Consider the following 13000-nt stretch of genomic DNA (forward strand, 5'->3'; position numbering starts at 1 on the left):
CCCAACTACGAGACGTTTTTGCGAAACGCACCGCAAAACGTTTAAGGTCTTGATGGCAAAAACGACTCAATTATGCAAATTTATTGAGTACGATACGTTTTAACGACAATACGCTAGCCGCCAAGCGGCATATCTCGCGTCACCGACGCAATCTACGCTTACCTGAGACGGAGAATTCTCATGGACAAACATTCGCAGGATGATGCGGCCCAAGAGCCGAATGAAGGCTCAGAGGGTATTCCGGCTCCGGATGGGCCAGCAAACCTGATCGATACCGATTATGTGATAGGCCAGGACAATATCACCTCCACTAAGTTCGGTATCGACTTCGATCTACATGGCAAGGTGTTCACGATCTCCTCCTTGGTGATCCTGTTTTTCGTCATCGTGACGTTGGCGTTCCAGAACCAGGTAGCCCCGGTTTTCAATACCATGTTCTCGTTCTTGACGGGCAGCATGGACTGGTTCTTCATTCTTGCCGCTAATATTTTCGTGGTCCTCGCCGTCGTACTGATTTTCACGCCGCTGAGCAAGGTTCGCCTGGGTGGCGCCAAAGCCACGCCGGATTTCAGCTACGCCGGCTGGTTCGCCATGCTGTTCGCAGCGGGGATGGGCATCGGCTTGATGTTCTACGGTGTCTCCGAGCCGCTGACTCACTTCGGGACCTCGCTTGCGGGTGATGGCAGCGCCCCCCTGGGTGGCGCCGAGGGCAACGAGCAAGCGGCAGCGCAGTTGGGCATGGCGGCAACGATTTTCCACTGGGGACTGCATCCCTGGGGCATCTATGCCATCGTCGCCCTGTCGTTGGCGTTGTTTTCCTATAACAAGGGTCTCCCGCTGACCATGCGCTCGATCTTCTACCCAATCCTGGGTGAGCGCGTCTGGGGATGGCCAGGCCACGTCATCGATATCCTGGCGGTCTTCGCCACACTCTTCGGTCTAGCGACCTCGCTGGGTCTGGGTGCTTCGCAGGCCTCTGCGGGGCTGCACCACCTGTTCGATACGCCCAATACCAACGTCACCATGGTGATACTGATTCTGGCTATCACGCTGGTGGCGCTGGTCTCGGTCGTCGCCGGTGTCGACAAGGGCGTGCAACGCCTCTCGCAGCTCAACATGGCCCTCGCCTTTTTGCTGCTACTCTTCGTCATCTTCGTCGGGCCAACGCTACTCATCGCAACAGGGTTCTTCGAGAATCTGCTCGGTTACGTCAAGAATCTACCCGGCCTCTCCAACCCCTTCGGTCGTGAAGATAGTGGATTCACACAAACCTGGACGGCATACTACTGGGCCTGGTGGATTTCCTGGTCTCCGTTCGTCGGGATGTTCATCGCCCGCGTCAGCCGTGGCCGTACCGTACGTGAATTCTTGATCGCAGTGCTGCTGGTGCCGACACTGGTCTCGATCCTGTGGATGACCGCTTTCGGGGGCACCGCTATCGACCAGGTCGTCTCCGATGGATTCAGTGGCGTGCAGGACGCTGCGCTGGAGCTTCAGCTGTTCACCATGCTCGGCCAGCTACCGCTGACGGCGATCACCTCGTTTGTGGGCATCGTGTTGGTGATGGTGTTCTTCATCACCTCCTCGGATTCCGGCTCGCTGGTCATCGACTCGATTACCGCCGGCGGCAAGGTCGACGCACCCAAGCCTCAACGCATTTTCTGGGCGTTGATCGAAGGTGCAATCGCCATCGCCCTGCTGTTGGGCGGTGGCCTCACCGCACTACAAACGGCGGTCATCACCACGGGCCTGCCCTTCACGCTGGTCTTGCTGGCGGCCTGCTACGCCATCATCAAAGGCTTGATGAGCGAACCACGCAGCAACTAAGCGAATTCCTGAATTCGCGACGCATAGAAGGCGGCCCATGGGCCGCCTTCTTCGTTTCCAGACCTATTCACGCCCCCCTTTACAAAACGCCACGCTCGTCTGACTAGCTCCAGATCTCGCTCAGTGGCGTCTCGGGGCTGTAGCGATGAGCAATCTGCGCTTGCAACAATTCGGCGGTCGCCATGGCATCGATCAAGGCATGGTGCGCCTGATAGGGCGGCAAACCATAGCGCGTGCGGCTATCGGGCAGCCGGATCGAGGCCGGCGGCCGTCCCATCCAGCGTCGAAAACGCGCCCATAAAGGCTGACGGTGTAGACGCGCTTCCAGCGACATGGTGTCGATTACCGGAAAGTGAATGCCCTCGCCACGTCGCGCCCTGACGGCCGCATTCAGGAAAGTGCGCTCGATATGGCGATAATGCACCACGACGATGCGCCCGGCCATCGCGGCCAATAACTCGTCGAGCACATCATCAAGGTCGGGGGCCTGCTCGATCTCGCTATGGGTAATATGGTGAAAGGTGATCGAGCGCTCATTGAGCGGACGCGGCGGCCTCACGACCCAGTAACGACGCTCGGCGAGCCGTATGCGCCGCAGATCGAAAGGCACCACGCCGATGCTGACGATGGCATGACGCTGCTCATCTAGGCCAGTGGTTTCCATGTCCATGGCCAACATCGGTACATCACCGATTGGGGTCTCCGGCGTGGGCACACCGACATCGAAGTAGCTTTCCAATGCCGTATCACGCGCCTGCTGGTGACGCGCCATGAAATAATCCGCCCATGTCGGCGGCTGCGGGTGTCGGCGTGAACGCAGTGGCTTCATTCAAATATCAGCGTTTCTGGGAAGGCATGGGATAACGGAACTTCAGGAATTTCTGGGCGTTGCTCAATACCTGAAAAGCGTCCTTGAGATTGTGGCGTTCGTTATCCGAGACGTTTTCGGGCTCAATGTTATTGTCCGGTTCACGCTCTTCCTGGATATCGATGACCTGATGACGAATTCGCACCATGGCGATAAATTCCAGGGCGTAGCGAATCCGCTCCCCGGAGTGGCCAGCGAGCAATCGCGTTTTGTTGATATCCTCGAGACGGTCGAAAGAGTTCTGCGCCCGCGAGCCACAAGCCAGCGCATGCACACGGATCAGATCGACCAAGGGTGCCGTACCGCGCCGCTTGAGATTGATCGTGTTGTTCTGTTCGCCGTCTTTTTCCATTACGAAAGTGCGGAAAAAACCAAGCGGGGGCGTACGATTCAGCGCATTGCGCGCCATCGCGGCCAGAAAGCGTGGACGCTGAGAGGCGCGCTCGGCGACCAGATCCTGCAAGGACTCGGCGAACGCCTCGTCGCCATAGACACTATCAAGATCGAAGAAGATCGAGCTATGCAGCAAACGCTCGGCGCTGGGGTCGTCGATCCAGTCACGAAAATATTGCTGCCACACGTGCAACGGCTGCCGCCAACGCGCATTGGTCGCCATGACGTCGCCCTTGCAATAGCTATAACCGCAGGCCGCCAATCCATCACTGACGCGTTGTGCCAATGTCAGGAAGTACGCGTCGTGCTGCTCGGGGTCGAAGCTGTCATCGAGTACCAGAGCATTGTCCTGGTCGGTGACGATGGATTGCTCATTGCGCGCCATCGACCCCAATGCCATGAAGCAATATGGCACTGGCGGCGGCCCCAGCTCTTCCTCGGCAAGCTCCAGCAAGCGGCGTGTAAACGCGCGCCCGATGCTCGACAGCGAACTACCAACCATCTGCGAGTTGTCGTCTTCGTTGACCATACGCACGAACGCCGCACGCACATCGCGACTCATCGTGGCTAGACCCTCAGCATTGGGCTGGCGAAAGATATTGTCTACCAGATACAAGCTGCTATTGGTCTCGTGGCGCACGATATCGGATAGATGTAACACGCCCACCGGGCGCCGCCGATACAGGACAGGCAGGTGATGGATATTGTTGCGCAGCATGCGCAACATCGCTTCATACACCGACTCGTCAGACTGAATGGTGATCGGGCGCTCGTCGATAAGCTCCCCCACTGTAGTACTCGTTGGACGCCCCTTGGCCAGGACACGGTTACGTAAGTCATGGTCAGTGAGGATCCCGATCATGCGGCGCAGTTGCCCATCTTCATGGGTGAAGGCATGCGAATCATCCGGTGTTTGCGGCGCCGCCAGCACCAGTACCGAGGAGGCACTGTGCTCCCCCATACGCTGCGCTGCCTCCTGCACCGTGGCACCGCTTTCTACCATCACCGGTGCCCGGGTGGCCAGCTTACGTACCCGCGTCACCAGCATCTCATGGCCTTTGCGTTGCTGGTCGACGGTAGACTCCAGACGCGGGCGCTCGACCTCGACGAAATCGGCAAAGTTGTCGTCCGCTTCGCACAAGTGTTGAAACGCCGCAAGGGGAATGAAGTAGATCAACGTATCTTCGATTGCCCGGGCCGGGAAACGTACGCGCTGATCGCGCAGCAGGTCGAACTGGCCAAATATATCGCCTTCGCTGAGGCGGTTGTAGAGATCGCCGTTGCGGCGATAAAGGTCGATAGCACCACTACGAATGTAGTGAAGGTACTCGACGGCGTCCCCATGATGGTAAATATCGGTCTCAGCCTGAAAGTACCCAACCTCGACCTGACTGGCCAGCTCATCGAGCAAATCGTCAGACAGCTGCTCGAAGGGCGGAAACTGTGCCATGTGCTGACGAATCTCCAGCAATTCTACTTGCATGCGACCACTCTCCGCCGATGGTAGGACAATACCGTTAGTCTGAGATTCTACCCAGGCTCTGTAAAGGACTACCTTGTAGATCGGAAACGGTGTTTCTTAAGAGTCGTTTTCTTGCTAATATTAAACATTCATCGACGCCCTAATCACCGTCGCTTCGACGCACGCCAGAGACCATGTATGTCGCATTTCTCCCAGCCGCCCGAAGATCACCACACTTTCAAGGCCACTTGCCTTCGCGCCATGTGCTACATCTTGATTGTTGCAGGCATCATGCAGCTAGTGATGCTCGATGCTCATTCAGGTGTTAGCCAGTTTTCCGAAGCATCATTTACCGAAGTGACACAGTCGGTGCTGTTGCTGCTGAGCGCGTTGATGATGGGTTACATCTATCGTCGCCCGGGCGCTATCCCTCATGTCAGCCTGCTGCTCGGCGCATTCTTCCTCGCTTCCTTTGTGCGAGAAAACGATAGCTGGCTAGATCTATATGTATTCGATGGTACCTGGCAAGTGCTCGTGACCTTGATCGTGTTGCCGATCTTGTTCGTGGTGATTCGCCATCGGCATGCTTTTGCCGAGGAGTTCAAATCGATCGCCAACAGCTTCGGCTTCGGGATGTTCGCCGCCGGCTTCCTCAGTACATATGTTTTCTCACGGCTATATGGCCGTTCCGCATTCTGGGAAGCCATGCTCGGCGAGCATTATCAGCGCGTCATCAAAGACGCCGCAGAGGAAGTTACTGAGCTGGCCGGATATATGCTGCTCTTCTTCGCCTGCATCGAGCTGGTGCTACTGGTGCGTCGTCGCTTCCGCCATCATGGCTGAAACGACCGCCTTCATACGTAGCACATAAGAAACCCGCGAGCTTGAACTAGCTCGCGGGTTTCTTGGTTCTAGCCTCGCTCACTCGTCAAGGAAAGTGCGCAACGGCTCGGAACGCGAGGGATGACGCAGCTTGCGCAGCGCCTTGGCCTCGATCTGGCGGATGCGCTCGCGGGTTACATCGAACTGCTTACCGACCTCTTCCAGCGTGTGGTCGGTATTCATGTCGATCCCGAAGCGCATGCGCAGCACCTTGGCTTCGCGCGCCGTCAAGCCGCTCAGCACGTTGCGCGTCGACTCGATCAGGCCCTCACCGGTGGCCAAGTCGATCGGCAACAGCATCGTGCCATCCTCGATGAAATCGCCGAGATGCGAGTCGTCGTCGTCACCGATCGGCGTCTCCATGGAGATCGGCTCTTTGGCGATCTTGAGTACCTTGCGCACCTTATCTTCCGGCATCTCGAGACGTTCTCCCAGCTCTTCCGGCGTCGGCTCGCGGCCCATTTCCTGCAACATCTGGCGCGAGACGCGGTTGAGCTTGTTGATAGTCTCGATCATGTGCACCGGAATACGAATGGTGCGTGCCTGATCGGCGATAGAACGCGTGATCGCCTGGCGAATCCACCAAGTGGCATACGTCGAGAACTTGTAGCCACGGCGATATTCGAACTTATCTACCGCCTTCATCAACCCGATGTTGCCTTCCTGAATGAGATCCAGGAATTGCAGGCCGCGGTTGGTATACTTCTTGGCAATCGAGATCACCAAGCGCAGGTTGGCCTCGACCATTTCTTTCTTGGCACGACGCGCCTTGGCCTCACCAATCGACAACCGGCGATTGACCTCTTTGATATTCGTGACAGGCAAACGCACCGCTTCTTCCTCGAAGCCGATCTTGCGCTGAGCACGCAGAATATCGGCACGAAACGGCTCGATACGCTCGGCATACTTGGAATGCTTGGTCTTGAAACGATCCAGCCATTCGAGGTCGGACTCGGCACCCGGGAAAGAGCCGATGAAGGTCTTGCGTGGCACCTTCGCCTGCTTGACGAAGATCTGCATGATGGCCTTTTCCTGACCACGGATCTGCTCGATGCTGATGCGTACTTGCCCCACCAGACGCTCGAAGTGCTTGGGCACCAGCTTGATCGGCGAGAACAGCTCGGCAAGGCGCGCTTGTTCTTGATTCGCGTCCGACGAGCCCAAGCCATGCTTGTCGATTGCGGCCTTGGCACGCTCGTTCTGTTCGCGAATCTGCTCGAAACGCGCCTTTGCTTCCTCGGGATCCGGACCGCCACCGGTTTCCTCTTCCTCAGCCTCATCGGCGTCTTCAGGATCATCACCGTCCGCGACACTCTGCTCGGGGACGGGCGCCGGAATCTCCGCCTCGGCCACACCGGGAATCCCCTCATCGGGATCGATGAAGCCCGAGAACAAATCAGAAAGCCGTCCCGGTGCTTCCTCGTCCTGAGTGGCATCATAGGCCTCCAGGACGGAGTCCACGGCCCCCGGCAAATAAGCCAGCGAAGACATCACCTCACGGGTGCCTTCCTCGATGCGCTTGGCGATCTCGATCTCGCCTTCGCGCGTCAACAACCCCACCGTGCCCATCTCGCGCATATACATGCGCACGGGGTCGGTGGTGCGCCCGACGTCGCTCTCGACCGCCGCCAAGGCAGCGACGGCTTCTTCCGCCGCGGACTCATCGGTCGATTGGTCGGACATCATCAGGGTATCTTCGTCAGGTGCTTCCTCGACGACGCTGATACCCATGTCGTTGATCATCGCGATGATGTCTTCCACCTGATCGGGATCGGCGATATCCTCGGGAAGGTGGTCATTGACTTCCGCATAGGTTAGGAAGCCTTGCTCCTTACCCTGGGCGATCAACTCCTTCAGACGTGACTGCTGCGTATTTCCAGCCATAGAAACCCTATCTCAACAATGGAGCACCTGGAAGCGAACGGACCGAAACGTTGCTAAGCCTGCCAGTATAGCCGCTAAGGACATTTTACTGCCAGTGTCGTATTTGTCTTGTCATCCAAGTGTGCTAGTTTGTTCGGCTACCCTTTCCGATATTGCCTAGTAAATGGCGACGTTTTGCGCCAATTCAACCCGTCGTGGCAGGCATCTCCTCCACGACCATCATGTTGGACGAGCACCGCCCTTCAATTCCATCAGCAGCTCGTTCAACTGCTGGCGCTCTTCCCTGGACAGGCACTCTCCGGCCTGCATCCGGGCCAACAGGGCGTCATACTCTTCCTGCGGCGAACGCTGCGAATGACGTTGACGCAGCCCATCGACCAGACCATCCACCTCGACGCCGCGTGCGTCGCGTGGCATCAATAGCTCCCGACGCGCCAGCCAAGCCAGTCGCTCACCTTCGGGCGTGCCATGAAAATGCGCCAGCAAGACCTGCGCATTGCGATACCCCCCCGCACGGATCAAGCGCACCACTTCGTGACACAGTGCTCCATCGCCCTCGTCGGCGGGGCACCAGTCGAGCGTCTCGGGCAAGCGCTCCACCAGGCCAGGCTCATGCACCAACAAATGCAACAAGCGGCCGACAAGGCTCAAAGCGCCACGCCGCCCGCCTGACACCGCCTCTCGCGGAGTCGTCGTTTCTGGAGGCGCCCCTTCCTGCGCCTCGGTGAGGCCAGAATCCTGTATACCATGTGTCTTATCGGCACGCGCCAGCAATGCCTGAAAGTTCGCTTGTTCGACGCCCGTACGCTGCGAGAGTTCGCGCAGCAATAGCGATTTCAACACGCCTTCCGGCAGACGCTCCAAGGCCCGCAATACCGTGGTAGCGAAGCGCTCACGCTCTTCGATGTGCTTGAGGTCGCGCCCCTCGGCCGCCTGATCGAAAAGAAACTCCGAAAGAGGCGCGGCACATAGCACCCGATTTTCGAAAGCCTCAGTGCCTTCACGCCGTATCAGAGTATCCGGGTCTTCGCCTTCGGGAAGAAACAGAAAGCGCACCTGGCGCCCATCGATCATCGACGGCAGCACTGTCTCCAGCGCGCGGCGTGCTGCCTGGCGTCCAGCCTGATCGCCGTCGAAACAAAACACCACCTCGCCCACCAGGCGGAACAGGCGTTGCAAATGATCTTCGCTAATCGAAGTGCCCAGGGTCGCGCAGGCGTTGCGAATCCCGAATTGGGCCAACGTCACGACATCCATGTAACCCTCGACGACCAGCATGCGTTCCAGCCGCGCGTTGGCCTGACGCGCCTCATAGAGGCCGTATAGCTCGCGCCCCTTGTGAAACACTGGCGTCTCGGGCGAGTTGAGGTACTTGGGCTTGGCGTCCCCGAGCACACGTCCACCGAATGCAATGGTGCGCCCCTTCCAATCGCGGATCGGAAACATCACCCGATTGCGAAAGCGGTCGTAGCTGCGCCCAGAATCTTCGCGATGCACCAGCAGCCCGTATTCGACCTGTACCGCATCACTGATGCCGCGCTCCCCCAAATGGCGCTTGAGCGCTTCCCATTTGTCTGGAGCGAAGCCGATACCGAACTCGCGAACGACATCCTCGGACAGCCCGCGCCGCTCGAGATAATCACGCGCGTCACTGCCCTCAGCCATCACCAGGCGTTCGCGGAAGAAACTCGCCGACAACTCGAGCAGGTTGACCGCCTCTTCTCGCCGCTGCTCACGCTGCTGGGCACGCGGATCGTCATCGCCTTCGCGAGGCACGTCCAGCCCCAATCGCGACGCCAACTGTTCGACCGCCTCGGGAAAGCGCAGGTGATCGAACTCCATCAAGAAGCGCAGCGCATTGCCGTGCACGCCGCAGCCGAAACAGTGATAGAACTGCTTCTCGGCACTGACGGTGAACGATGGCGACTTTTCCTGATGAAAGGGACAAAGGCCCGAGTAGTTGCGACCGGCCTTCTTGAGCTGAACGCGTTCGCCGACGAGCTCGACCACGTCGGTGCGAGCCAGCAAGTCATCGATGAAGCGTTGAGGTATCTGTCCAGCCATGGCGGGGAAGCGCTCGACGAAACGTTGTCTGTATCGCGGAAATCACGGAGCCAGGCATCGCGGAAACAGCGAGGCGGGAAAAACAAGCGGCCACCCGATGGCAGCCGCTTGGCGTCCCTCTAAAAAGCGACCGAAGCCGCTTCTAGTACGGATCAATACAGCCGTTCGAAACGCTTGCGCTCACGCTGCAGCTTCTTCGCATGACGCTTGACCGCCGCAGCAGCCTTGCGCTTGCGCACTGCGGTGGGCTTTTCATAGGTCTCACGACGACGCACTTCGGAGAGAACGCCGCCTTTTTCGCAAGAACGTTTGAAACGCCGCAGGGCGACGTCGAACGGCTCGTTGTCACGTACTTTTACAGAAGGCATTAACCAATCACCTACCTTAAGGAAAGATGAGTTCGGATTGAACGCACACCTAGTCAGCTCAAGTTCGGCTAATGCCGAACGGCATGACGAGTGCACGACCCAGTCTTGCAGAACACAGTATTCTAGTCGTCGTAAGATTGCTTTGCAAAGCCTTTACTCGAGCTTTTACCTGACGGCCCCTGCCACACACGCCGTGAAAGGCGTAGAATAGCGGGCTTCACAAGATAGCGGGGACATGATGACACATGCGGGTATTGGGCATTGAGACCTCCTGCGACGAAACCGGCGTCGCCATCTACGATACCGAGCGTGGCTTGATCGCCGATGCGCTGCATAGCCAAATGACCATGCATGCCGAATTCGGCGGCGTAGTGCCGGAGCTCGCTTCGCGCGATCATACTCGCAAATTGCTGCCGCTGATTCGCCAGGTACTCGACGACGCCGGACTGCGCGGCAACCAGCTCGACGCCATCGCCTACACAGCAGGCCCCGGTCTGGTCGGCGCCCTGATGGTCGGTGCTTCGACCTCGCACGGCCTGGCGCGCGCCTGGGGCATCCCGGTGCTCGGCGTGCACCATATGGAGGGGCATCTGTTGGCGCCAATGCTCGAGGACACGCCGCCTGACTTTCCATTCGTGGCATTACTGGTCTCGGGCGGGCATACGCAGCTCGTCGAGGTACACGGACTCGGACGCTATCGACTGCTCGGCGAGTCGGTCGACGATGCCGCAGGCGAGGCCTTCGACAAGGCCGCCAAGATGCTCGACCTGCCCTATCCCGGCGGCCCACAGGTGGCCAAGCTCGCCGAACACGGCGACCCCGCACGATTTCGTTTCCCGCGCCCCATGACTGACCGCCCGGGGCTCGACTTCAGCTTCTCCGGGCTCAAGACGCATACCCTGACCACCGCCCGAAAGCTCCAGGAAGCTGGCCCCCTCAGTGACCAAGACCGCGCCGATATCGCTCGTGCCTTCGAGGAAGCCGTCATCGACACACTGGTCATCAAGTGTCGCCGCGCCCTCGATGACACGGGGCTCAAGCGTCTCGTGGTAGCCGGTGGGGTCAGCGCTAATCATCGCCTGCGCGAGCGTCTCGACCATGCAATCACTAAGCGCCACGCGCAGGCTTTTTATCCGCGTGGGCGCTTCTGCACCGACAACGGCGCGATGATCGCCTACGTCGGCGCACAGCGCCTGCTCGCCGGTGAAAGCGACGATGCAGCGATGCAGGCGACTCCACGCTGGCCGCTGGCAACACTCACTCCTCCGGCGGCCTGACGCCACCTTCGCGCGAGGCGCGTGAAAGTCCCGGCTCGCCACCGTGACCCAGGCGGCGAATGTTCCAGGCATGGCGCACAAGCACCAACGCCGAGAAGACGCTCACCACCGGAGTCGCCTCACGCACCAACCAATAACTGGCCAAGGGAGCGAGCAAAGCCGCAGCCAGCGATGCCACCGCCGCAGTGCGCGAGCGCCACGCCAAGAGAGCCCAGCACAGGGCACACACCCAGGCCACCGGCGTAGCGATCATCAGCAGCACGCCAAAGGCACTGGCCACGGCCTTGCCACCGCGCCCACGATGCCACACTGGATAGCTATGCCCCACCAGCACCGATAACCCCACCGCACCTTGTATCCACAGCGGCAACGTCTCTCGCTGCGCTATCCACAACACCGGCATGGCCTTGACCGCATCGACCGCCAGCGTCAAGGCAGCCGGCAACGTCCCATGTACACGCAGGACATTCGAGAACCCGGGATTGCGCGACCCCGCGTAACGCGGATCGCGACGCCCCAACGCACGACACACCCAGACGGCGCCGAGCAGCGATCCGCTCAGATAACCGGCAACCACCAAGGCCGCGACGGGCAAGACTGGAGACATGAGGTGGACTCCCTCGTAGCGTGGGCGACGATGCATGGGCCCCGCCCATGATTCTGCCACCTTCATGGCGTACAATCTAAGGTTTGCGATGCTGCGAAGCGCTGACCAGGCTTTGCCGCATGAAAGCCCGACCTAATGAGGATACGCCGTGGATCACGTGCTGATCGAGGCCCTGGAAGTGGATACCGTCATCGGTGTCTACGACTGGGAGCGCACCCTTCGCCAGCAGCTGCGGCTGGATCTCGAACTGGCGACCGACATCCGTCCCGCCGCAGACCGGGACGATATCCAACTGGCGCTCGACTACGCCGCCATCAGCGAACGTATCGGCACCTTCGCCGAGGCTCATCAGTTCGCGCTGGTCGAAACCTTTGCAGAACGTCTGGCCGAGACCCTGCGCCAGGAATTCACCATCGCCTGGCTCAGCCTGACCGTCCGCAAACCCGGCGCGGTCGCCAATGCTGCCAGCGTGGGCGTACGCATCACGCGGGGGCAGGCATGACACAGGTGACCGTCAGCATCGGCAGCAATATCGACCGCGAGTACCACGTTCTTGCCTGTCTCGACGCCCTCGCCGACACCTTCGGCGACGTGCAGGTATCGCGCGTCTTCGAAAGCGAACCAGTTGGCTTCGAGGACGGACGCAATTTTTACAATCTCGTGGCGGCGTTCCACTCCACCCTCACGATCGGCGAGCTGCAAGCCTGGTGCAAACAGATCGAAGCCGACAACGGACGCCTGCCGGGCAGTCCCAAGTTCAGCCCACGCACGCTGGATATCGACCTGCTCACTGTGGGCGACCGATGCGGCCATATCGAAGGCGTCGATCTCCCGCGTGACGAGATTCTCCACCATGCGTTCGTGTTGCAGCCACTCGCCGAACTGCTGCCGGAGACGTCACATCCCGAAGCAGGACAATCTTATGCCGAGCTATGGGCCGCGTTCACGAACGGCGACCAACACCTGTGGCCCGTGACCTTCACCTGGCGTGGCCGCACGATCTCGCGCTCGGATTGATGCCTCGGGCCGGACGGTCTCTGCTTTCACATTGCGTGACGCTGTCTTTAACAGGCGTCCAACATGATGCTGCCATCGCGCGCATCAGCCTCAAGCTGTTCGCCGCCATTCTGTTGACCAACGTTGATCGGCGGCATGAGCCTTTTGCTCATCGTCCGCAGTTACAGGGTCGGATACCAACACCAGCCCGACGCTTGAACCTACCCGTCACCGACACAATAAAAAGCCACCCGCCTCGAATGAACTGACCCCCGATTGTTGGACGGTTGGTTCCCTTAACCGGTGGCTATGGCCTGAGCCCTGTATTGCACGGGGCTCAGGCCTTTTAGTTTCTGCCTGATCCGGTGATGA

11 protein-coding genes are annotated in these 13000 nt (G+C 59.4%); 5 read left to right on the plus strand and 6 right to left on the minus strand.

Annotated features, from left to right (window positions below):
* Positions 1–180 precede the first annotated feature (180 nt).
* Entirely contained in the window at positions 181–1827 is a 1647-nt protein-coding gene (locus OP496_RS02720; protein ID WP_280561858.1) for a BCCT family transporter, read from the plus strand.
* 103 nt (positions 1828–1930) lie between these two features.
* Here the strand turns inward: OP496_RS02720 and OP496_RS02725 are convergent, their stop codons facing one another.
* Entirely contained in the window at positions 1931–2656 is a 726-nt protein-coding gene (locus OP496_RS02725; RefSeq protein ID WP_280561859.1) for a 3'-5' exonuclease, read from the minus strand.
* A 7-nt stretch (positions 2657–2663) separates the two neighbouring features.
* Positions 2664–4571: a DUF294 nucleotidyltransferase-like domain-containing protein gene (locus OP496_RS02730; RefSeq protein ID WP_280561860.1), complete on the minus strand. Its 1908-nt coding sequence runs from the start codon at positions 4569–4571 to the stop codon at positions 2664–2666.
* A gap of 282 nt (positions 4572–4853) precedes the next feature.
* Between OP496_RS02730 and OP496_RS02735 the strand changes: the two genes are divergently transcribed.
* Positions 4854–5393, plus strand: coding sequence for a hypothetical protein (locus OP496_RS02735; RefSeq protein ID WP_280561861.1), 540 nt, complete (start codon positions 4854–4856; stop codon positions 5391–5393).
* Positions 5394–5471: 78 nt separating this feature from the next.
* On the opposite strand, the gene rpoD is transcribed toward OP496_RS02735, so the two are convergent.
* From rpoD to rpsU, 3 genes are all read right to left on the minus strand, one after another.
* Positions 5472–7316, minus strand: a complete 1845-nt coding sequence (gene rpoD / locus OP496_RS02740; protein ID WP_280561863.1) for an RNA polymerase sigma factor RpoD — start codon at positions 7314–7316, stop codon at positions 5472–5474.
* 219 nt (positions 7317–7535) lie between these two features.
* Positions 7536–9380 (minus strand): DNA primase, encoded by a 1845-nt coding sequence (gene dnaG, locus OP496_RS02745; RefSeq protein ID WP_280561865.1) that lies wholly within the window; start codon positions 9378–9380, stop codon positions 7536–7538.
* Between the two features lie 152 nt (positions 9381–9532).
* A complete protein-coding gene (gene rpsU / locus OP496_RS02750; RefSeq protein WP_040244373.1) occupies positions 9533–9748 on the minus strand; it encodes a 30S ribosomal protein S21 in 216 nt (71 codons plus the stop codon).
* Positions 9749–9993: 245 nt separating this feature from the next.
* On the opposite strand from rpsU, the gene tsaD reads away from it, so the two are divergent.
* Positions 9994–11025 carry a tRNA (adenosine(37)-N6)-threonylcarbamoyltransferase complex transferase subunit TsaD gene (tsaD, locus tag OP496_RS02755; RefSeq protein ID WP_280561866.1) on the plus strand — a complete coding sequence of 344 codons (1032 nt, stop codon included), beginning with the start codon at positions 9994–9996 and terminating at the stop codon, positions 11023–11025.
* On the opposite strand, the gene OP496_RS02760 is transcribed toward tsaD, so the two are convergent.
* Positions 11006–11632: a glycerol-3-phosphate acyltransferase gene (locus tag OP496_RS02760; RefSeq protein WP_280561867.1), complete on the minus strand. Its 627-nt coding sequence runs from the start codon at positions 11630–11632 to the stop codon at positions 11006–11008. The two genes, tsaD and OP496_RS02760, sit on opposite strands and share 20 nt — an antisense overlap.
* Positions 11633–11780: 148 nt before the next feature.
* On the opposite strand from OP496_RS02760, the gene folB reads away from it, so the two are divergent.
* The gene (gene folB / locus OP496_RS02765) at positions 11781–12134 is read left to right on the plus strand and encodes a dihydroneopterin aldolase (RefSeq protein WP_280561868.1); all 354 of its coding nucleotides are present in this window, start codon (positions 11781–11783) and stop codon (positions 12132–12134) included.
* Positions 12131–12649, plus strand: a complete 519-nt coding sequence (folK, locus tag OP496_RS02770) for a 2-amino-4-hydroxy-6-hydroxymethyldihydropteridine diphosphokinase (protein WP_280561869.1) — start codon at positions 12131–12133, stop codon at positions 12647–12649. The genes folB and folK overlap by 4 nt, the downstream gene beginning before the upstream one ends.
* Positions 12650–13000: the final 351 nt, after the last annotated feature.

Origin of the sequence: Chromohalobacter sp. 48-RD10 (assembly GCF_029889785.1) — a bacterium.
Taxonomy (GTDB): domain Bacteria; phylum Pseudomonadota; class Gammaproteobacteria; order Pseudomonadales; family Halomonadaceae; genus Chromohalobacter.

Coding starts and splice junctions, on each gene's coding strand:
- OP496_RS02720 (WP_280561858.1), top strand. CDS start 181: ATGGACAAACATTCGCAGGATGATGCGGCCCAAGAGCCGAATGAAGGC.
- OP496_RS02725 (WP_280561859.1), bottom strand. CDS start 2,656: ATGAAGCCACTGCGTTCACGCCGACACCCGCAGCCGCCGACATGGGCG.
- OP496_RS02730 (WP_280561860.1), bottom strand. CDS start 4,571: ATGCAAGTAGAATTGCTGGAGATTCGTCAGCACATGGCACAGTTTCCG.
- OP496_RS02735 (WP_280561861.1), top strand. CDS start 4,854: ATGCTCGATGCTCATTCAGGTGTTAGCCAGTTTTCCGAAGCATCATTT.
- rpoD (WP_280561863.1), bottom strand. CDS start 7,316: ATGGCTGGAAATACGCAGCAGTCACGTCTGAAGGAGTTGATCGCCCAG.
- dnaG (WP_280561865.1), bottom strand. CDS start 9,380: ATGGCTGGACAGATACCTCAACGCTTCATCGATGACTTGCTGGCTCGC.
- rpsU (WP_040244373.1), bottom strand. CDS start 9,748: ATGCCTTCTGTAAAAGTACGTGACAACGAGCCGTTCGACGTCGCCCTG.
- tsaD (WP_280561866.1), top strand. CDS start 9,994: ATGCGGGTATTGGGCATTGAGACCTCCTGCGACGAAACCGGCGTCGCC.
- OP496_RS02760 (WP_280561867.1), bottom strand. CDS start 11,632: ATGTCTCCAGTCTTGCCCGTCGCGGCCTTGGTGGTTGCCGGTTATCTG.
- folK (WP_280561869.1), top strand. CDS start 12,131: ATGACACAGGTGACCGTCAGCATCGGCAGCAATATCGACCGCGAGTAC.